The organism is Algoriphagus aquimarinus, from assembly GCF_007997215.1.
Taxonomy (GTDB): Bacteria; Bacteroidota; Bacteroidia; order Cytophagales; family Cyclobacteriaceae; genus Algoriphagus; species Algoriphagus aquimarinus_A.
The window spans coordinates 168,682-190,298 of record NZ_VORW01000005.1 but is presented as its reverse complement, the minus strand read 5'-3'; the positions used below and the strand labels follow the sequence as shown (position 1 = coordinate 190,298).

20 protein-coding genes are annotated in these 21,617 nt (G+C 39.8%); 13 read left to right on the top strand and 7 right to left on the bottom strand.

Annotated elements, in window-relative coordinates; all coding sequences use genetic code 11:
- Nucleotides 1–14: 14 nt before the first annotated feature.
- Nucleotides 15–893, bottom strand: coding sequence for an aldose 1-epimerase family protein (locus ESV85_RS10990; protein WP_146917526.1), 879 nt, complete (start codon nt 891–893; stop codon nt 15–17).
- A gap of 75 nt (nt 894–968) precedes the next feature.
- The gene (locus ESV85_RS10985; RefSeq protein WP_146917524.1) at nt 969–2,261 is read right to left on the bottom strand and encodes a DUF3472 domain-containing protein; all 1,293 of its coding nucleotides are present in this window, start codon (nt 2,259–2,261) and stop codon (nt 969–971) included.
- Nucleotides 2,262–2,427: 166 nt separating this feature from the next.
- Between ESV85_RS10985 and ESV85_RS10980 the strand changes: the two genes are divergently transcribed.
- From ESV85_RS10980 to ESV85_RS10970, 3 genes are all read left to right on the top strand, one after another.
- Complete coding sequence (locus tag ESV85_RS10980; protein ID WP_146917523.1) at nt 2,428–3,447, top strand: aldo/keto reductase; 1,020 nt, start codon at nt 2,428–2,430, stop codon at nt 3,445–3,447.
- Nucleotides 3,448–3,825: 378 nt separating this feature from the next.
- Nucleotides 3,826–4,692 (top strand): hypothetical protein, encoded by an 867-nt coding sequence (locus ESV85_RS10975; RefSeq protein WP_146917521.1) that lies wholly within the window; start codon nt 3,826–3,828, stop codon nt 4,690–4,692.
- Nucleotides 4,685–5,098 (top strand): hypothetical protein, encoded by a 414-nt coding sequence (locus tag ESV85_RS10970; protein ID WP_146917519.1) that lies wholly within the window; start codon nt 4,685–4,687, stop codon nt 5,096–5,098. The genes ESV85_RS10975 and ESV85_RS10970 overlap by 8 nt, the downstream gene beginning before the upstream one ends.
- 14 nt (nt 5,099–5,112) lie before the next feature.
- On the opposite strand, the gene ESV85_RS10965 is transcribed toward ESV85_RS10970, so the two are convergent.
- Together ESV85_RS10965 and ESV85_RS10960 are read right to left on the bottom strand one after the other, a co-directional pair.
- Entirely contained in the window at nt 5,113–5,727 is a 615-nt protein-coding gene (locus ESV85_RS10965) for a DUF4230 domain-containing protein (protein ID WP_146917517.1), read from the bottom strand.
- A gap of 457 nt (nt 5,728–6,184) precedes the next feature.
- Complete coding sequence (locus ESV85_RS10960; protein WP_146917516.1) at nt 6,185–8,878, bottom strand: discoidin domain-containing protein; 2,694 nt, start codon at nt 8,876–8,878, stop codon at nt 6,185–6,187.
- A 269-nt stretch (nt 8,879–9,147) separates the two neighbouring features.
- Between ESV85_RS10960 and ESV85_RS10955 the strand changes: the two genes are divergently transcribed.
- Entirely contained in the window at nt 9,148–9,426 is a 279-nt protein-coding gene (locus ESV85_RS10955; RefSeq protein WP_146917514.1) for a hypothetical protein, read from the top strand.
- Between the two features lie 183 nt (nt 9,427–9,609).
- Here ESV85_RS10955 and ESV85_RS10950 read toward each other — a convergent pair whose 3' ends face one another.
- Nucleotides 9,610–10,131, bottom strand: coding sequence for a DinB family protein (locus ESV85_RS10950; RefSeq protein ID WP_146917512.1), 522 nt, complete (start codon nt 10,129–10,131; stop codon nt 9,610–9,612).
- Between the two features lie 404 nt (nt 10,132–10,535).
- Between ESV85_RS10950 and ESV85_RS10940 the strand changes: the two genes are divergently transcribed.
- The 9 genes from ESV85_RS10940 to ESV85_RS10900 all read left to right on the top strand — a co-directional run bounded on the left by ESV85_RS10940 (nt 10,536) and on the right by ESV85_RS10900 (nt 20,615).
- Complete coding sequence (locus ESV85_RS10940) at nt 10,536–11,183, top strand: alpha/beta hydrolase (protein ID WP_146917511.1); 648 nt, start codon at nt 10,536–10,538, stop codon at nt 11,181–11,183.
- A gap of 200 nt (nt 11,184–11,383) precedes the next feature.
- Nucleotides 11,384–12,580: an NAD(P)/FAD-dependent oxidoreductase gene (locus ESV85_RS10935; RefSeq protein ID WP_146917509.1), complete on the top strand. Its 1,197-nt coding sequence runs from the start codon at nt 11,384–11,386 to the stop codon at nt 12,578–12,580.
- 163 nt (nt 12,581–12,743) lie between these two features.
- Complete coding sequence (locus ESV85_RS10930) at nt 12,744–13,637, top strand: NAD-dependent epimerase/dehydratase family protein (RefSeq protein ID WP_146917507.1); 894 nt, start codon at nt 12,744–12,746, stop codon at nt 13,635–13,637.
- A gap of 222 nt (nt 13,638–13,859) precedes the next feature.
- Nucleotides 13,860–14,204, top strand: a complete 345-nt coding sequence (locus ESV85_RS10925) for a hypothetical protein (protein ID WP_146917505.1) — start codon at nt 13,860–13,862, stop codon at nt 14,202–14,204.
- A gap of 182 nt (nt 14,205–14,386) precedes the next feature.
- Entirely contained in the window at nt 14,387–14,767 is a 381-nt protein-coding gene (locus tag ESV85_RS10920; RefSeq protein WP_146917504.1) for a hypothetical protein, read from the top strand.
- Nucleotides 14,768–14,824: 57 nt separating this feature from the next.
- Entirely contained in the window at nt 14,825–16,483 is a 1,659-nt protein-coding gene (locus ESV85_RS10915) for a sodium:calcium symporter (protein WP_146917502.1), read from the top strand.
- A 290-nt stretch (nt 16,484–16,773) separates the two neighbouring features.
- Nucleotides 16,774–17,724 (top strand): TerC/Alx family metal homeostasis membrane protein, encoded by a 951-nt coding sequence (locus ESV85_RS10910; RefSeq protein WP_146917500.1) that lies wholly within the window; start codon nt 16,774–16,776, stop codon nt 17,722–17,724.
- 299 nt (nt 17,725–18,023) lie between these two features.
- Nucleotides 18,024–20,189: a TIM-barrel domain-containing protein gene (locus ESV85_RS10905; protein ID WP_146917498.1), complete on the top strand. Its 2,166-nt coding sequence runs from the start codon at nt 18,024–18,026 to the stop codon at nt 20,187–20,189.
- A gap of 138 nt (nt 20,190–20,327) precedes the next feature.
- Nucleotides 20,328–20,615, top strand: coding sequence for a putative quinol monooxygenase (locus ESV85_RS10900; protein ID WP_146917496.1), 288 nt, complete (start codon nt 20,328–20,330; stop codon nt 20,613–20,615).
- Nucleotides 20,616–20,673: 58 nt separating this feature from the next.
- Here ESV85_RS10900 and ESV85_RS10895 read toward each other — a convergent pair whose 3' ends face one another.
- Together ESV85_RS10895 and ESV85_RS10890 are read right to left on the bottom strand one after the other, a co-directional pair.
- A complete protein-coding gene (locus ESV85_RS10895) occupies nt 20,674–20,883 on the bottom strand; it encodes a hypothetical protein (RefSeq protein ID WP_146917494.1) in 210 nt (69 codons plus the stop codon).
- Between the two features lie 130 nt (nt 20,884–21,013).
- Complete coding sequence (locus ESV85_RS10890) at nt 21,014–21,475, bottom strand: Hsp20/alpha crystallin family protein (RefSeq protein ID WP_146917492.1); 462 nt, start codon at nt 21,473–21,475, stop codon at nt 21,014–21,016.
- Between the last annotated feature and the right edge of the window lie 142 nt (nt 21,476–21,617).

The window sequence follows — 21,617 nt, the reverse complement described above, 5'->3', positions numbered from 1 at the left end:
TTTTTCTTCAATGTTTAGTCAATAACCATAATTGAGTAGCTTTTGGTTTCACTCTGTTGAGGTTCCAGTTTTTGCAAACCCTCTTTATTTACAAATTCATTGTTTGAATTGAAACTGTCACCTATTCCCAGCCATGGCTCAATGCATACAAATGGCGCCCCAGATTTTGCCCAAATACCCAAGTAATCGAAATCATCAAATTTCACTGCTAAAATGGCTCCTTTGTTTCTATGGGTAAGGGTAACTTCGCGGGATTTTAGGTGTTTGAAAATTAATGCATCCTTATCAAAAAGATGTTTCTGCAAGACAATAGAGCTGCTATTCTCGAGAAAAGGCTGTGTTTGATCAGTGATCAATCCATTGTCTGTGATCAGCCATGTAGCGTCAGTTTCTAATTCGGGAAATTCTAAAGAATACTCCTCATAGGTTTCCCCAGAGTGGAGCGGGCAATTGAAGGCTGGATGTGCCCCAATAAAGTAAGGCATAGTTTTATTGCCAAGATTAGATATCTGATGCTCGATCTCCAGAGTTTTTCCTACAAGAGTAAAAACCATATCCAATTGAAATTCAAAAGGATACTGCATCAAGGACTCTTCGTCCCAGGTTAAGCGTAACCTAACTGAGTTATCCGTTTCCTCGACTAGTTTTGGTTTGGTCGAATTACGGACAAAACCATGCTTGGGCATTTCATACCTTTTACCGTCTATGATTGTAAATCCATCCTTTAATGCCCCTACGATTGGAAATAGGACTGGTGCCTGACCATTCCAGATACTTGGATCAGCCTGCCAGATGTATTCAAGGCCTGTGTTTTTTGATTTGATGGAACTGATCTCCATACCTATGGGATTGATTTCTACCGTGAGATCCGCGGATTGCAGCGTGTAATTCATTTTGAATTTAAAATGTTAGTAAAAACAGATTTGTATTGGGTGACAGAAATTAACGTAGATGTTAATTAATGGTGATTAAGGCAATTTGTCAAATGCTATAGTAGGAGGGATACCTTCGGGTTTACGCTTATGCATGCTGTTTAATTCAATAAATCCATCAAAAAAACCTCCATTTCTCAAGTAGAATTTCCCTGATTTTTCCCCGCCTTCGTAATCCATTCTATACCCGCGTTTTGCGATATCGTCACCAGTGAATTTGGCTTCGTTGAGTTCTTGCCAGTTGCCTTCATGATCTGCAGCCCATTGATTGTCATAATTAGCCCTGCGTTCCAAATAACCTGATTCTGGAACGAAGTTCTCCAAAAAGGAATGTGGTCTCTTGTACCAAGTATCTGTTTTTGGTCTTAGAAAACTCGCTATTAAGATCCACTCCTTCACTTCTGGATCCAAGAAATAGGCAGTGTAAATGGTGTTTCCCTTCCCATCTGGCTCCACTGAATTAAGGAAGCTATAGGTTTCTCCAGCTTTCCAGGCGTATTTAAGAAAGCTTTGGCCACCTGAACCTTCATTTCCAAATTCGCCTGTATAGACATCCTCACCTTTTTTCAAAAGAATAATTTTTTCCTCATCAGGAATTTCTCCCGGGTTATCCGTTTTGAAAGGACTCCACACGGAGAATAAGATTCTACGTTCTGAATCTGAATTTACCTGTATTCCGAAGTATCCTTCTCCAAAACCATTGGCCATAAAGTAAGAACCAATTGGGTCAGAACCGACCGGAACAGTAACCTCATTGTAAAACCATTTGAAATCTTTGTCCGCCGGAAGAGTATAACTCAGATGAACTGAAGGTCCTCTACGGCCCCAGTAATATCGATTGTCAACATTGTCTTTTACAAAGTCCAAAGCCAATGATTTCTCAGAATTTATTTGAATAGCTGTGATTTTGGCGAAGTCTGACCCTGATTTTTCTATCCCACGCAAGTTGATCACATTATAGCCTTTTACCAGCTCAAGCTCACCTATGGAGATGTTTCCAGTAGTTCCTGCGGAAAGGTTAACAAGTTGATTTTGACCATTTAGGTTGACGCTGATTTGGCTATTTCCCACTTGAGAAATAATATCAAGAGCTAAGTTAACAGTGGCAGCCTTATCCGATTTTACATAAATTGAAAATTCAGTATCAGAATTTTCCCACTGTGATATTCCTTCAGCAGTGACTTTTTCTGTATTCGTTCCCTTAGTTTGAAATGTATTACCACCTAGCGGAACTTCAATAGCGGACCTAGTGAATTCAGAACAAAGGGCAACCGTGAAGGTAAGATGAGTGAGGAGGAGATAGAAAAAGATGGCAAATCGAAAGTTCATTCTTTAATTTTTTTCATAAAGGTAAGTTTCTAAAAGATAAATTTTCATCCTTTCAGATAGTTGTACTGCATTTTTATAAAAAATATGGGTACATGCACGCAACTGTTTTTGGATAGCTTTAGTTTTAACTGCACTTATCACTTTCAATTATTTAATTCTTTTTATTATGAAGTATAATTATGTAGGAAACACTGGATTGATGGTTTCTGAATTATGTTTTGGAACCATGACTTTTGGAGGCCAAAATGAAGATATGTGGTCCAACATCGGAAAGCTGCAGCAGAAAGAAGTCAATGATATGCTCGGAGCCGTGGTCGAATCAGGAATCAATTTTATAGATACAGCCAATGTGTATTCTTTCGGTCAATCAGAAGAGCTTTTGGGTCAAGGATTACTAGATCTGGATGTACCAAGGGACGAAGTGGTGATAGCCACTAAGCTTTTGGCTAAAATGAAGGACAAGCCAAACGCTGCGGGGCTTTCCAGATACAATGTTTTCAATTCGGTAGATGCAAGTTTGAAAAGACTGCAAATGGATTACGTCGATATTCTTTACGTACATGGCGTAGATCCTGTGACCTCACTAGAAGAAATCGTTCGCTCATTGAACGACATCGTTGAATCTGGCAAAGTCAGATATATAGCCATTTGTAACTGGCCAGCTTGGATGGTTGCTAAGGCTCAAGCGATTGCACATTATAGAAGCTGGCACAAGTTCATGGGTTTGCAATATTATTACTCTGCCGTCAGCCGTGATATTGAGTATGAGTTGGTGCCAATGGCTGAAGCTCATGATTTGGCGATTTTCCCTTGGAGTCCGTTAGCTGGTGGTTTCTTGACTGGCAAGTTTACAAGAGATGGAGCTGATGCTGATTCTAGAAGGGCCAAATTTGATTTCCCTCCTATAGACAAGGAAAAAGCTTATGATCTAGTGGACGTGATGGGGGATTTGGCTAAAATCCATGATGCAAGTATTGCTCAGGTTGCCTTAGCTTGGGTTCGCCAGCAGAAAGGTATTACCAGCACTATCATTGGGGCTAAAACCTTGGAACAGTTGAAACTCAATATTGACTCTACACAGCTTTTGCTAACTGAAGGTGACTTGGGGAAAATAGATGAAGTAAGCCCACTTCCAATGCAATACCCGGGCTGGATGGTAGAGCGACAAGCGGCTTATAGGAAGTAAGTCTTGTGTCTAGATAAAATCATGTAAGTTAGATCATGAGTGGGAAGGCGTAAAACTGACTTCAACCATAGTTGGGCTTAATTGGTAAGAAGGCCGAATTACATCAATCTGATCTGGACTTAGCTCGGCCTCCAAACTTTTGCTTAATTAGGGAAGAGAGTGAATGCGGCTCCAATGCATTCACTCTCTTCCCTATACTTTTATATAGAATACTATCACCCAGCAAAGCCGAGAGGCATTATGTGGAATTTTATTTTGTATTGTTTAAGATTTAAAATACTCATATTTTTTTTCCTATCTTATTGATGGTAAATGCTATGTAAGTTTTTAGTGGCATATACAAGTTGATCCTGTCAACCATTTTTAAACCATTTCAATATGAAAAATCATCTCTTGGAGAGAAGTGTAGTTTTGACTTTTATAACTTTTCCACTGTTTATTTCTAGTTGTATCAATCTTAAAACTGTCGGAGATTATTCTGCTATTTCTATTGAGAGTATCAGGAATTTTGAAGAGATAGACTATTCTTTTTTACAACACTGTCTGGACAGATGTACAGATGAGGCCATACAAACTTTTGAAATCAAGCGCGCTCAAGATTGCTCCTGTGAACTTTACCAAGAGGCTGACAGTGTGACGCAGGTTTTTTATAATTCTATTGAAGGGTATTTTCAAGGTCTGGGAAATCTTTCTCAGAATGAGCTGACCCAATACAGCAGCAACGCTCTAATAGGCACACTGACTGCAGACGAGCTTGGCCCAGTGAAAATAGAAGAGCGTACGGCATCTGCCTTTTCCAGTCTTTCCAACACCCTTTTGCGCGCCTCTACAGATTTCTATAGGCGAAAGAAAATAGTTGAGTACATAGAACAGGCCAATGAACCCATTCAGATTTTATTGGAAAAGTTTGAGTTGATCATCAGCAACAACCTAAAAAAGGAACTAAGATTCAAACGGGAGAGACTTTACGCCTATTACACGGATATGAAAATGAATAGAACACTCACTTCAGATTACGAAAAGGGCAAAGCTACTGCAGACTATTATCAAGCTTTGGAAGCTATACAGCGAAAGGAAATGGAACTGGATGTATTTGGGAAAAGCTTGGCGGAAATCGCTAAGGGGCATCAAGTCTTATATGAAAATAGAAATAAGCTTTCTGTCAAAAATCTTCAGGAACTCCTGCAGGGATACTCCAGTAATGTAAAGGGGCTGATCTCCGAATTCAACAAACTTAATGACTAATACTATGGCCAATCTTACTTCCGATCAAGCACAACAATTGTCTGACAACTTTTTCGATCTTTCTGTAGCAATAACGGACTTTAGGATTGCAAACTGGGAAAAACTGAGTCTAGAAGAGAATAAGGAACTTGGTGAAACTCGTTATAAACTGCTGAAATCTGGTGAAGATATTTTGGCTTTAGCGACTACATTAATTATGGATGAGGTTGCTGATTCCTTGGGGAAAATAAATACGATTACAGCAGATATTAAAGGGACAATCAAGACACTTCGTACTATTCAAAAGGGGCTAGATGTAGCTGCTACTTTAGTCGCTTTGGGAATAGCTATTATTGCTAAGGATCCTCAGCGAATCGGCAAATCCATTAAAAGCGTATTTGATGCTTGGACAGCTCCTTCGGTTTAAGGTAGATTACTTGTTTACTTTTTTAGATTACTCATTTGCTCAGGATTTTCGATCACTACCTCATTATATATTAGAGTCCAGCCCATGGATTTGGTAAGAATATAGATATTAAGTAGCTCACTCATCAAGCGTTCTTCAGCATCTTTCTTCAGTCCTGATTCATCTATTTTCTTGCGAAACTGCGCTGTAATGCTGGTTTTGATGTTGTTGTAATCTTTGCCTTCAAATTGATTCAGGTAATCCTGAGTTACATCGTAATATTCGAATTCTGGATAGACATTGATCACAGGATCCGGGATTTTTATTATTGTGACCGTCTTATTATCGGCATCTACTTTTGTTTCCATCTGTCTAAGGTCATATTCCACAGTGGCCTTAGCCTTTGCGATAATCAACGCTTTTTTATTTGCGCTAACTAGGTTGAGAAAAAGCTTTTGTGAGTTTTTATAAGTAAAAACCTGCGAATAATAGGCCTCCGTCACGATCAACTTCCCCACTTGCTGGATTTGCTGCTGTATCATATCTGAATTAGCCTGGAGTTCGGCTTCTTTCGCTCTGCTATCAGTAAAGAGCCAGATGCCTCCAATAACCAGTAGTGCTGCCAAAAATCCAAGTACAAATCTTTTCATGTGTATTTACCTAGTGGGTTTGGGTTAAAAGTACGTGAAATGAGCTGAAAGGATATAGGTGTTTAGATTTTAAATAGTAGTCAAAAGAGTTAAAATGATTTTCTATCGCGCCATTCGAGATAGCAATCCGGTCAGGGCAAATGATTTAAATACAAAAAAAGCGATGGGAAAACCCCATCGCTTTACTTTATAGCCTTTCAGGCCTATTGTTACTATTACAATACATTAAATATCAACCTTCAAATTTGCCCTGTAGGGGCAATATACCTTAGCAACGGTCGCTAGGCCGTTGTGTGAAAATGCAGTTTAGAAATACTAGCCCTGACAGGGCGCAATATCCTTGAAATCTGAAATATCCACCAATAAATCCTCAGACTTAATTCATAAAAAAAGCGATGGGGGTTTCCCATCGCTTTGCTTTTTAGCCTTTCAAATCTTTGTACTTCTTAAGCTTAATTTACCTAGCAAAAAGCATCAACTGCTTCATTGCCCATGGTTCTTCGCCTTTTTCCGTAGCTTCTATTTTCAAGAATCTCGCAGGATTTTCGGCGTTCCAATGGATAGTGTTCATGCCTTTTACTCCTTCGCCAGTAGCAACTTCAGTCCACGCTTTGCCATCGGAAGAAATAGAAACTTTATACTTTCTTGGATACTCTTTATCCCCAGAGTTAAACTGCAATTCAGCGAGGTTTCTTTCTTTCGGAAGTTCTACTTGGAACCACATGCCTGCTTCTTGTGCCACATCTGTTTTCCAACCTTTAAAGCTAAAAGCATAAGATGGATCCTTCGTAGAGCCAACTCCCTGAAGGGCTGTGCTGCTAGCCGTGATTTTCCAGTTATCCTGAATGGTAAGTGCTTTTGGGATTTCTCCGATCAGTTCGTCAAACTCATAAGTGCCTTCTCTATCGGCTGTTTCTTTCCGCAGCTGTGCCACAAACTCTGGGCTGACGAAACTCCCTGAATTCCCGAAATCATTTCGAATATAGGAGACTACAGCAGCGATGTACTCATCATCATTGCTGTCCATGGCAATCATTACGCCTTCATATTCCTTGCCGTCTAGTGCTCCCGTCAAACCATGCAAAAGGGTTTTCACCGCATATTCTGGATGGCCCATGAGTCTTGGCGAACCAGAAAAAGCTGGGGCAATTAGTTCTCCGCCGCCAGTAGGAGTGCCCAATCCTTTCACACCATGACAAGTAGAGCAATAGCCATCAAAGATGGTTTTTCCCTTATTGAAAAGTGCAAGTTGTTGAGGAGCAAACTGCGTCGCAGCCAACTTCTTTTGTTCCGCCATTTTCTCCAAGAGTTGAGTTCCTACTACTTGGAAACTCTGAGCAGGATTCTCTTTGATAGACGTTGTAATAAATTCTTCTACTTTATCAATATTTAAAACGTACGCACTGAGCAAAGCCTGAAAAGCCACATCTATATCAGCATCTTTGACCATAGTTCGATAATCTGCTGCCAGACTTTTCTCGCCGTATTTGTATAGGCTTTCGCTTGCTCTGAGTGCTTGAATACGAATCTTTGGATTGCTGTCTTTCATCAGTTTTCTGATCAAATCCACCTTTAAGGAATTTAATCCCTCAAGCGTCCACAATGCATGTATTCTTGCCAGTTCATTATCAGAACTGTTTACTAGCTTTTCTAAGTCCTTCACCACCGATTTGTCCTGATTCAGAATGATCAACTGCTGCGCCTGATCTCTCCACCAGCCATTTGGATTGCTCAGATGGCGAACTAGCTCGGCAGAAGTCTCTTCATACATCCTTGGCTTTTCGGTATTCCGCTCCATTCCCTCATAAGTCAATCTCCAGATTCGGCCATTTCCTGCTATATCATCCATTTGATACTGCTGGATTTTGGTACGTAGGTAACTCCCTTCCTGAGTCCAGTTACCCTGCTGAATAATGCCTCTATACATATCTACTATATACATGGTGCCATCAGGAGCTGTGGCCATATCTACAGGCCGGAAAAGCGGATCGGTTGATTGGATGAATTCTGACTGAGCTTCTCTGTAAGGGTTTTGTATGTAGGAAAGTCCCTCTGATTTCTCAGTGTTTACCTGACGGACAATCCTTCCTACAGGCTCACCGTAGAAGTATTTGTTTTGAATTTCCTTTGGAAGCCTATCTCCTCGGAATACATCATTTCCAGCTGATCCAGTTACATTATTCAAGGAGTTATCGGGCTTTGTTTCCCGCATGCCTGGCTCGAAATCAGCCAATTTAACCAAGCTAAAAGGTTCTCTGAAGCCATCTTTGTACTGACCCTTGATCCCAAAATTGCCATATACAATCGGTAAATTGAAGTTTTGAGGTACTCCGCCAGCACCGTCTTGGAACCACACCTGACCGTAATTATCCTGGGTTACTCCCCATTGTCCATAAGGATTTCCGGTAGGTTCTTGGATTACTCCATCAGGAGTCCAGCGAATTCTGCGGGAATTGTAAGTGCTGTACATCCAGTTGTCCATAGTCCAGGTCAGGAAACTGGTCTGATGCTCTACATTGCCAGATCTTCCGAGCCCAGAAGCAAAAAGCTCTTTTTTGTCTGCCTTGCCATCACCGTCCGTGTCTGTGTACTTATAGACATTATCTTCATTCGACTCCATGGACAGAATGGTGTTTTTCCCAAAAGGAACTACATAGCGAGGAAAAACTAAACTATCCAAGAAGATGACGCTGGTTTCATATACTCCATCATTGTCCTTGTCCTCCCAGCGGGAGATGCGCGAGGTAGGCATCAATTCCCCGTTGGCATCGATATCCTGCATGTAGGTTCTGAGTTCCAGCACATACATTCTACCATTTCCATCAAACTGAATGGCGGCAGGCTCACGGATCTGAGGCTCAGAAAGTATAGGAGTTAGTTTGTATCCAGGTTGCAGGACAAAGGATTTTAGTTCCTCATTGGCAGAAACTGGTACTACAGGAGGCTGAGGAGTTAGATCTATTCCTTTCCATCGCGGAGATTCCATATCAGTGCCTTCAGGAATACTAATGGCAGGGTAGGGCGCTTCCATCCTTTTGGGATCCAGAGAATCGGCAGGAGAAACGTCAAAGGGTGATTTTTCTGGTGTACAACTGGCAAAAATAGCCAGTGAAATGCCAGTGGAAAGTATGAGTTTTTTAGAAATAAACATCTGTTGAATAAGAGGAATATGAATAGGTTTATTATCAATACCCTTCTTTCAAAGAAGGGTATGCAAAATATAAGATTCTTTGGGGAATGGGTGTACCGAAGAAATAAAACTGAAGGATTTGTCTAGTTTGGTGGTATGTGATAAGGTTCATTGTGATGCTTTGGCTCCGGGCTGTTTTCACAAAGTGGGTTAAAAGGCTTTGCTTAGGCATGATAATTAGTCTATATCTTGTTCTTAGCGCATTGCTATTAACTTAAAAAAATCGAACCATGGATAAGTTAGAGAAAGTAGAAATGATGGATAAAATCCTGAGAGAATTTGATGATTTGAAGAACAGCCAGACTTCTGTTTTGAAAAAAATATCCAAGATAGAGGCAGATAACATCAATTTAGGCGTGGGTCTGCTGGAAAAGAAGCTTCCTGATATGTGGCAAAATGTAGATGCCAATCTCAACCTAGTCACCTCATTGGAAGAGGAATTTCAAGCATATCGGGATAAATATTATACAGACAATAACATCAAAGCATTACAAGATGCCGAAGAATAAAGAGGTAAAATAAGAATACGTTTTAATTCAAATTGAGTAAGTCCCTGCCTAAAGCGGGGACTTTTTTATAAGCCTCCATTTAAAGATGGAGGGAATTGATAGAGATCCGAATTCCATGGTATTTCGAATTTCTTCAATAGGAATGTGGCTTTAGCCAAATTCCAAATGCATTTAAACGCTTAATTATCCAATCTCTGCCCGTTGTAAAACCAAAACCTTCACGGTAACCAGCAATTGTCCGAAATGTCGCTGGGTATGTTCGGCAGCATGAAATAATAAGCCGCCTATCGTAGAAGGTAGCTGAGCTCTGCCCACTCCACGAAAATCACTAAGCTTATTTGGATCGATTTCCGAGAGGATTTGAAGGAATTTCTTGATCTGAACGTCCAATTTCTCCACTAGAGTTTCGGCTGTAATGGTCCTATCTGAAACACCTTCATTTTTCAGGTAATCTAGTTGTTCCTTACTGAGCATTTCAGTTTTAGCATAAGTAGCCAAGCGATCCAGCACTCCTGCCATATGCTGCAAATGAAAGCCCGGACTGGCCATTCCTGCAGGCTTTTCCCAAAGTAATTCCGAAGGAAAATCCTGCATCAGTTCATGAATTTCTTCTTGTGCTTGTAGGATTGCATGCGCCACAGGTTGCAGAGCTGAGGGATAGGAATCGATTGGACCTCTAAGCCATACTTCAGGTTGAGATTTCATGGGAGTGAAATTACGGGAAAAATTGAATAGGGCTGGAATGTTAACCTCAAATCGCAATTTATTGATGGTTTAAAACTTCTACTTTATTACCATCGCCAATTTTTAATTCTGCCATTCCTTAAAAAGTAGTCAGTAGATTGGTAAAGATATTCTCTTTAGTGACCGATGAAAGTCTTAATTTGCTCCCGGGCTATCAGAGTTTTGCCGAATACCACAAAGACATTGATACGGTTGTTATTCAATTTAATAATACAACCAACTTTGCTGGATATGATTGGAATTTGGCGGAGATCATCTATAGCCGAATTGTGAAACTAGTAAGAAGGGAAAAAAACTCGTAGCATTGGATAAAGGGTTTTAAACGGCCTTATATTCACCTTACGGAATATTAAAACAAAACTAAAGTGAGGTGGTACGGTATAAGTGGACTTGGAGCAGATAAACGGGTTTTTAGCAGGCTAACTCTTGATTTTGAGCTTATTTCTATTGAGTGGATTCAACCTTTAAAAAATGAATCTATTGAAGATTATTCTATTAGACTATCACACTCTATAGACCAAAGTATTGAGTTTGGTCTTTTAGCAGTAAGTTTTGGAGGTCTTATTGCCGTTGAAATCAGCAAGAAATTGAATCCTATTATGACCGTTTTGATTTCCTCTGCTGAAACTAAACAAGAATTAAGACCGATTTTCCGAGGAATTGGTAAAACCCGACTTGTCACTTTATTGCCAAACCTATTTTTCGATCCACCAAGGAAGCTTGCGCATTTCATTTTTGGTACAAACCAAAAAGAACTACTCAATAGTATCTTGGACGATACAGACTTGAATTTTGCAAAATGGGCAGTGAATGAGCTTTTGAATTGGAAGAATACTCAACAGTTAGAACAAGTTTTAAAAATTAGTGGAACTAATGATAAGCTGATACCACCATCTAAAGATGAAAAGATCCAATTAATAAACGGAGGAGAGCATTTCATGATATTTGACAGAGCAGAGGAAATCAGTAAAATAATAAATGAAGGCTTTAAACTAAATAGATCACTAAAATAGAGGTTATAGCAAGAGGAATCATTTTGTTGAAAAGGAAAGGATATTACATAATCGTTTGAATGAGAATCAGAGCCTCTGAAGCAGATAAAATAGGATAATTGATTATCTGCATGCTTTTAAAACAAATTATCTAAAGTTCTTGATTACAAACCATTATCTCTGAAAACCAAACACAAGTAAGTAATCATGTATTTTCTGAGATGAAGAAGTTGACAATAATAGGCGGAGGGCCCGCTGCACTTATGCTAGCAGCTGAGCTGGATACGAGTAAGTATAAGGTGACTCTGTATGAGAGGAAAAAGACTATGGGGCGGAAATTTTTGGTAGCCGGTGAAGGTGGACTGAATCTGACTTACAATTCCTCCATTGAAGAGCTTATCAAGCGTTATTTCCCAACTGACTTTATGGCACCTATCATCCGTCAGTTTACAAATTCGGATTTGATAAGCTGGCTGAATACCCATGATATCCCCACCTTCATTGGGTCAAGTAATCGGGTTTTTCCTGAATTGGAGCTAAAGCCAATTGAGGTACTCAATAAAATTCTGGGATTTATATCAGCTAGAGAAATAGAATTTAAGCTAAATACCAAATGGGTAGGTTGGGATAAGGAAGGGGATTTGTCCTTTGAAGAAATTGAGGCTATAGATTCTGATATCGTAGTATTTGCGATGGGTGGATCCAGCTGGAAAGTGACAGGGTCTGACGGTGGCTGGAAAAAACTATTTGAAGATCGGGGAGTGCATGTGCAGCCATTTAGAGCAGCCAATTGTGCTTTTGAGATAGATTGGGATAAAGACTTTATAGAGCAGCATGAAGGGAAACCCTTGAAGAACATTGCATTGACTTACGCTAACCATTTTTCTACAGGTGAGTTGGTTATTTCCAAATTTGGTCTGGAGGGAAATGCCATCTATGCTTTAAGCCAAAAGATTCAGGATAAGCTCCTTACCGAAGAAAGTGTTGTAATTCATTTGGACCTAAAGCCCACTATGACAGTGGATCAATTACGATCCAAATACAAGAATGCTGGAAGATCTAAGGTGACGGACATTCTAAAGAAGGATTTAAATCTTGATCGAACCTCTATTGGGCTATTAAAGCAATTCACCGCAAAAGATACTTTTTCAAATCCTGATCTTCTTATAGAAACTATCAAATCCGTCCCGGTCACCATCAAATCCGCCGGGGGATTGGATGAGGCGATTTCAACTCTTGGTGGTATTGCTTTGGAAGAAATAGATGAGAATTTCCAGTGTAAAAAAATCCCTAATACCTACGCTATCGGAGAAATGCTAGACTGGTATGCACCCACTGGCGGGTATTTATTGCAGGGCTGTTTTAGCATGGGCTATGTATTAGCGAAATATTTGAATGGTTTGGATGAAAAAGAGTAGGACCTGGAACCTGCTCCTATGATCAAATCAATGGGCTTATTTGAGTATCAGGAAAACATAGTCTATAATTTTTCTTTAATTTGTATGCCTTACTTGTAAGGAGCGACCTCAGGTTCAGCTGAAAATTAGAAGCATTATTAACGAATAAAAAGACAAGACTAAAATGAGATTACTTTTTACAGGAGGATCGGGAAAAGCAGGAAAGTACGCAGTAGCCTATCTGCTCGAACAAGGACATAGAGTGGTGAATGTAGATCGGGTGCCCTTGGATTATCCAGGGGTAGATAATCTGATTGCGGATATTACAGATTCAGGTCAGATGTTCAATGCCATGAGTTCCTATGCTGGATTAGATGAACTGGAAGCTGGAACTGGGGTACCCAAGTTTGATGCGGTGGTGCATTTTGCCGCAGTACCTAGGATCTTGATCAATCCTGATAATGAAACTTTTCGGGTCAACACCATAGGAACTTACAATGTAATAGAAGCAGCTGTAAAGCTTGGGATTAAGAAGGTTGTTATAGCCTCCTCAGAAACTACCTACGGCATATGTTTTTCAGATGGGAAAACAGACCCGCATGTGCTGCCTTTGGAAGAGGATTACGACGTGGATCCCATGGACAGCTACGGATTGTCAAAGGTGGTCAATGAGAAAACGGCCCGCAGCTTTCAGCGAAGGTCAGGGATTGATATTTATGCGTTACGTATTGGAAATGTAATTGAGCCACACGAGTACGCAGAGCTTTTTCCGGATTACTTCAAAAACCCGGAGGTGCGCCGCAGGAATGCCTTCTGCTATATAGATGCGCGTGATTTGGGACAGATCGTGGATTTGTGTTTGAAAAAAGACGGCCTTGGTTATCAGGTTTTCAATGCAGGAAATGATCACAACGGTGCTATCATCCCGAGCAAGGAATTGGCAGAGCAGTTTTTCCCTGGAGTACCCATTACTCGGGAATTGGGAGAGCATGAAGCCTTGTTTTCAAACCGTAAAATCCGTGAAGTTTTGGGCTTTAAAGAGCAGCACAACTGGCGGAAATACGTGAAAGGGGAATGATAATAGTTTGGAAAGTCTTTCGGTATAATGCACTTGGCTAATATTAAAGACTTTCCATTTTTTGGACCTTATTAAATTATACAAATCGGTTTGACAGTGCCCCTTTTATAAGTAATCAGTCAAAAAATTGGCTTCTCAAAAATTTTTAAATAGCATACTAAAATCTCTTGCAAATGGATTTTTTATTCCTGTAACTTGCACACAATTTCTCAATTGACAAAAATGTATAAGAAGCAAATTGCATTCTTTCTCGGCTTGATTTGGCTTACGAGCCTTTCTGCTTTTTTGTCATTTCCTCACCATTCAGAGCCTAATAGAAAATTTCAGGATAGCTTTGGGACAGTTCAGGAATCTACTTCTCCAATTATACATATTCTTGGTTCCAATTACATTCCAAAAACTCCACCTTTTTCTATAGATTGGAGTGTCTGGACCAAGTTCAATTCCCTTTGGAGTTCATTTGGATTAGAGGTAGGGGAAACCTGCCTTCACTCTTCATTTTTTAAAAAGTCACTACCCTTATTTGATGTGATAGTGACTTTTATCCATTTCTTCCATACCTGGTAGGGTAACGGTAAAATAGGCGGCCTCATAATAGGCCTGCCACTCATTTTATTGTTTACCTAACTATAATCACAATGTTTGAAATAGACCCAGTGACATTACTAATGTCATGTATACTGATGTGCGCATTTAGCGTACCGTTCATTTATAATGGACAAAAAAACAAAAAAATAGCCAGGACCTTGATGGCAAAACTCAACGAATTGGCCCAGCTCAAAGGTGTAAATCCCACGGAGATCGACACCTGGAGGTTTCGCTATGCATTGGGTTTGGATGTCAGTCAGAATGTGCTGGTCTACCTGTGCCAAGATACAACTAGTGTGAGCTACAGTTTGAATCTAGCAGATTTTAAAACTGTCAGACTCATCAAAAGATATCAGGAAATAAATGGTAAATCCCAGACACAGAAACTGCCGGAATACCTTGCCTTGGAACTCGTTCCAGTTGACTCAGTGGCACAAGTGGTTAGTTTGGAGCTCTATGATGGTGAGCTCTTTTCAGATTTAATGGGAGAAACTGTATTGGCTGATAAGTGGGTTGGGATTTTGAATAAGCAACTAAATTAAATAGGGCTAGGGCCAAGGGTGTCCTTCAGGACACCCTTGTTACTTATTTAAAAATATATGGTGAAGCAAAACGATTCTTGGGGTTCCCGGACAGGGCTGATTCTAGCTATGGCGGGAAATGCAGTCGGACTTGGTAATTTTTTGAGGTTTCCAGTACAGGCGGTCCAAAATGGAGGTGGCACATTCATCATTCCATACCTAGTATGTTTTGTGGTTATGGGCATACCCTTGCTCTTTACCGAATGGTCTATAGGGAGATTTGGTGGAAAAAGGGGCAACCACAGTACACCTTACATTCTGGATTCCATGAGTAAAAGTGTCTGGTGGAAATATATTGGCGTCTTTGGTATTTTTACCAACATAGCTGTGGTAGCATACTACACCTATATTGAATCCTGGACTTTTCTATACGTAATCCATACGGTGATTGGGACGTTTACCCAAATGTCTCAGGCAGAAGTAAGCAGTTTCTTTGTTCAATATGTAAATCTGAATGGATCTAATTTTGGGATTCCCTACCTACCAGTTTTAGTCTATATTCTGGTATTGGGCATCAACATATACATTCTGTCAACAGGATTGGGAGGGATTGAGAAAGTAGCCAAAATCGGTATGCCTCTTTTGATTTTGTTTGGGGCAGTGCTTGCTTATAAAGGCTGGACCATGGGTGCAGAAAATGCATCCGCTGCTTTTCCCGAGGCAAATGCTTGGGATGGAATCAACTTTCTCTGGACTCCCCAATTTAATTCACTTCTAGATCCAAAAGTTTGGCTCGCTGCGGCAGGGCAGATTTTTTTTACACTATCGGTGGGAATGGGATCTATTCAATGCTACGCTTCTTATTTAAAAGAGAATGAAGACATTGCCCTGAATTCTCTCACCTCAGGTTTCACTAATGAATTTGTGGAAATTGTACTTGGAAGTGCGATAGTGATTCCTATAGCGGCAGGATTTCTTGGTCTGGACTGGGTGATAGAGAATGCTGGTTTCGGAATGGCTTTTCAGACCATGCCTTATTTGTTTATGCAGTGGGGGGAGGTTTTCGGTGCTATCGCCGGGATTTGTTGGTTTGGTCTTCTTTTCTTTGCAGGCATTACCTCTTCATTGGCGATGGGTACACCTTGGATGGGATTCATGCAGGATGAATTTGGCTGGGGGAAAGCAAAGGGAGCAGTCAGCTTTGGTATTCTTGCCTTCGTAATGGGATTACCCACCATTCTTTTCTATCAATATGGATATTTTGACGAGTATGATTATTGGGCAGGAACTGTGAGTCTGGTGGTTTTTGCTCTGCTCGAAATGATATTGTTCACATGGGTCTTTGGGATGGATAAGGGTTGGTCGGAATTGAATCGTGGAGCAGATATCCGCATTCCTGAGGTTTTCAAGTGGATCATGAAATACATCACACCTTTGCTTTTGTTGCTGGTGTTGACGAGTGCATTGATCACACCACAGGGCAATGATTGGGTGGGGGCAGTCTCAGGATTATTTGATGGAGTGGGGTGGAAGCTTGACTCAGGGTCTCTGATTTCAAAACTTACACATGATGACCTGAAGCTGCTGCAGCTAAATGATCCGCAGAACGGGGAGATATATGAAAAGAAAATTTTCTTCTCAACCCTTGCCCGAGTTCAATTACTCGCCTTGTTTCTGTTCATTGTGTCCTTAGTCTGGTATTCAGGCATCAAACGTAAATCAATTTCCCATGAATAGTTCAGCATTACTTCTCTGTATTGGCGTTCAGCTGCTGGTGGTTTTTTTTACTGCCTATTGCTTCTATCAGGTATTGAAGAAGCCTAATTCAAATTAAACTTTATGTGTATCCGCTTTTCTGCCAGTAGTGTTTCAAATGCATCATCGGATTTGGTAAACTCAAGCATTGAGGCCACATCGGTCACCCGTCTTCGGTCTTCCATCTAGGAAACCAAAGGAAGTATCTCTACTGGCATCATTGCGGACAATCACATTAAACTTAAACCTTAGACTTCAAGCAAAGACCAAAAATGGACAAAATGACACCTTGGGTTATTTTAATTAGTTATATACTCCTGCTTCTCGCAATTGACTTTTTTGTGCTACACAAAAAAAATGAGATACCATCTGCAAGAAAAGCAGTTTTAGAAACACTGTTTTTCATCGTAAATGCATTAATATTCTCGGGAATTATATACTGGTTATACAGTAATTCACTGATTAGCAATATCAATCAGCTTACGGCAAACCAGTCAGTTATAAAATATTTGACGGGTTATATTATAGAGCTGTCCCTGAGTGTAGATAATTTATTTGTCATCGCAATTATTTTTGCTTCATTCAAAACCCCCATTCAATACCAGCATAAATTGCTTTTTCTGGGAATACTTGGAGCTATTGTTTTTCGTGCACTTTTAATAAGTGTGGGTCTAGTTCTATTAGATAAAATCCATGGGATGAACATTGTTTTTGGGTTATTCCTCCTGTTTTCCGCCATTAAAATGTTGAAAAAAGAGGCAGAGCATAAAGACATAGAGCAGCCAAAAGGGGCAATGAAATGGTTTAGGTTTAGCAAGGAACTTGATGGTGGGAAATTTATCACCAAGGTCAATGGAAAGTATGTATTGACAGTTCTATTTGGAGCATTATTAACCATTGAATTAACTGATTTGCTATTTGCATTAGACAGCATTCCTGCAATTTTTGCTGTGACCACAGATCCTTTTATAGTCTATAGTTCAAATATATTCGCAATAATGGGGCTTCGTTCGCTCTATTTCTTTCTGTCAAATATGCTTGAAAAGTTCTATTACATTAAGTACAGTGTTTTTTCAATACTTCTTTTTGTTGCATTAAAATTGATCACGTCAAATTGGATTGAAATTCCTGAATGGTTTTCACTTTTATTCATAGGTATTTCCCTGGCAATCGGAATCTGGATTTCTATTCAAAATGTAAAAAATGAAAATGTAGAGGAATAGTCTACGATTATTCCTTTATCTGCTAATATGATTATCTTCATTCTTGCCTGCTGTATGATCTCCTCGGATAAGCAGGAATATTACTACAAATAAATAGTATTAGGTAAAAGCTTTCAGGAAGCCATTGACAAGGATAGAGGGGAGTTTTAATATTTTTACTGATCTTGATGTTCAAGTTCCCTCAAGAAATAACTGGATGAGGGTTTCATACCTTACCGAATTCTGATTGAATTGATTATTTATTGATCAATAGTAAAATCGGATTAGATTGGTAATTCACTTGCCATAAAAGCTTTAAAATGAATACAAAATGTAAACTAGGCCAATCAAGGAGCTTACTTTTAGTTGGATTGCTTTTCTTCTTCTGTTTTAACGGATATGCACAGAATACCCTTATTTCTGACATGGACCATTTGAAATGGGAAAAAGTGATGCCGGGTATCTGGAAAGCAAGCTTTGGTGAAATGGGGTTAAATGCCATGGATTATACCAATTCACCCAATACAGAGGCTATAGAAGAATTAGGAGATTTACCTTTCCCTTTCGACAAGGAAGCCACATATAGTCTTCTTACTCCAACCCGTGCCAGCATAAGATTACCCCTGAATGAGACAGAACAGATTTATGGATTAGGTTTAGAGTTTGAGGGGATGAATAGAAGAAGTAATGTCTATTCTCTAAAAGTAGACCACTATGGCGGCACGAAAGGTTATACGCATGCACCTGTTCCCTTTTATATTTCAAGTAAAGGCTACGGCGTACTAATTAATTCCTCACAGCGTGTCAAAATATATGTTGGGGTAGGTAACAGAAAAGACAGTAATCTACCAGAAGTTATAGACCGAACGACAGGTAAAAACTGGGCTGCCCGACCGATATCTGATGCTATTGAAGCAAGTGTTGAAGGAGGCGGTATGGAAATTTATGTGTTTACCGGGGAAACAAACCTTGAAGTAGTTCAAAGATATAATCTTTTTTTTGGAGGAGGAATCATCCCTCCCAAATGGGGTCTTGGGTTTTGGCATAGGGTACATACCACTAGCTCCGATGAAGATGTGTTGAAAGAAATACAGGAATTTGAAAATAATAATTTCCCCTTAGACGTAATTGGTTTGGAACCGGGATGGCAAAGTTTTGCATACCCTTGTTCCTACGATTGGGATAGTACTCGATTTCCAAGCCCTGGTAACTTTGTGCGAACTCTGGATGAAAAAGGAATAAAAGTCAATTTATGGGAAAATCCATACGTAGCGCCATCGTCTACCATGTATGAGGATATTCGTCCTTATACTGGAAGTCATACCGTATGGCTAGGTGAAGTGCCAGATTACACTATTCCTGAGGCTAGGCAAGTGTTGCTAAATCATCACGAAAAGAATCATTTAAACCTAGGGGTGAGTGGTTATAAAATAGATGAGGTCGATGGCTACGATGTTTGGTTATGGCCAGACCATGCCACTTTTCCATCAGGTACAGATGCTGTAGAAATGAGACAAGTCTATGGCATGATGATGCAGGATATGTTTGATGATTATTTCAAAGAGAAAAACACCAGAACTTATAGCCTTATTCGTTCGGCATATATTGGATCCAGTAATCATAATTTTGTACTGTATAGTGATTATTATGACCACAAAGGGTATGTCACAGCTATGGCAAGCGCTTCCTTAGCAGGTCTTTTATGGACGCCTGAAATCAGAAGTGCAGATTCTGCTGAAGAGTGGGTCAGAAGGTTTCAGACAGTTGCTTTCTCTCCACTCATGATGCTGAATGCATGGTCATCTGGTAAAAAGCCCTGGAGTTTTCCAGAAGTGACAGATATGGTAAGAAATACAATCGAGCTTAGAATGAAGCTTTTGCCTTATCTCTACACTGCATTTTATGAATACAATCAAAAAGGTATTCCGCCATTTAGAGCAATGGTTTTGGAAAGTGGTTATAACGATCAAGTAACTAGCAAAAACGGTGTAATTGATGATGTGAAGAACCCTTATGCTGAGGATAAAAGATTGGAAGTTACGGATCAATATATGATGGGTCCATCCATTCTGGTGGCCCCTGTTTTTACGGGGCAAAAAGATCGCAAGATTGTACTTCCCAAGGGTGATTGGTTTGATTTCTATAGCGGAGAATACGCTGGTAATGGTGAAACAATAACTATACAAACCAAGCTTGAGGAAATTCCCTTATTTGTTAAAGATGGAGCCATCATTCCAATGTTGACGTCTATAAGCAAAGAAAAAAAAGAGAAGTCCTTGGAGGTTAGACACTATGGTAGTAAAGCAAATACATTTTTATTGTACAACGACGATGGAGTTAGCTACGATTATGAAAAAGGTGAATTCTCATTAACTGAACTTAGCGTTGAAAAAACAAGGAATGGGGAATTGTCTGGAAACTCAAAGGCTTTAAATAGCAATAAGTTTACCTATGATACCATCACATGGAAATTTATGACAAAATAGTGAGTTAGGTAAAGATCAAAGTTCATCGCTAGTGAATTGCCTTATTTGCTGATGTGATCAATTAGTCTCATAATGCAAAAGCAATAACCTAGCATTTGAAAATCAGGTACTACCTAGTAACATTTTAACAACAACACGATGAAGATTTATTTGACCGCAATTGCCAAAGCCAAACCAGAATTTACTTCCGAAATAAAAACTGCTTTAGAGAATTTGGTGATTGAAACTAAAAAAGAGCAAGCCTGTATACACTATGATTTGCATCAGGGGATTGATGATGCTAATACCTTTGTTTTCTATGAGATTTGGGAAGATCAAGCTGGCTTAGACTTACACAACAAGCAGCCCCACATACAAGAATTCGTTGCTATGGCCGCAGAAAAACTTCAGGAGCCACCGATCATCATTAAAATGGTAAAAGTTTAGTAAGTAATTTTCCGCAGTTTGACCTGTATGTCAGACTGCGGATGCCTGATTTACTCAGTTAAGTGACCCGACTATTATTTTTATCAATTGGCACAGGGTCCGTCCTTCTCAAAAGACCTTGGCTCTTCACCCAATAATCTAGATCCCTAGCTTCCGGACCTTCCAATAGTTCTTTTGCTTTTTTATATTCTTTTTCAAGCAGCCTTTTGTCAAAGCTTACTTTTTCAAGGATGGTTTTGTAGTAATTCAGAAAAGAGCTTTTATCCATGGTTTCAATACTTTTTGTTCAACATAAAACACAGAATTGCTTAGATCTGTAAATCGCCTATAACGATTTGTATAGCAATAGGCAAAATAAAAGTAGGTAAAGGCAACCTAGATAGATTGCCTTTCACCCCTTAAGAAATTTGGATTGTTTTTACTGGTTTTTGCTTGGCTTCCTCCCGTTTTGGGATAATTAGCCTCAAAATACCGTCTTGATACTTAGCCTCTATTTTGTCATTTTCTACCGTATTTGGTAAGTAAAAGGAGCGTTTAAAGTCACGATAGCTGAATTCCCTTCGGGCGTAGTAAACATATTCCCTTGCAGCCTCCTCTGAGTTCCCGGAAGCTTCTGCCTGTATTGTCAAGGTATTATTGTCCAGCTCCACCTTGAAATTCTCTTTTTGCATGCCTGGCACTGCCATCTCGACTCTGAAATCATTCCCGGTTTCTGCTATGTTGACACTAGGCCGTGTGCTGCTTTCAGTGGTTCGGCCAAAGCCTGCAGCATCCAGCCAGTCAACTAATCCTCTGCTAGGAAAGTCCTCGAATAAGTTTGTAGATGGACTGTATCCGTTTCTTTTCATTAATGTGTTCATTGCTTTTACGTTTTAGAGTTAAACAAATAAACGTTCTCGAAAGGATGAGTCATCAGGACTATCAAATCAAGAAACCAATAAAAGAATCGCGATTCTGAGAGAAAAAAAAACAAGTCAAATGCCAATAGATTAATGAGTGAAT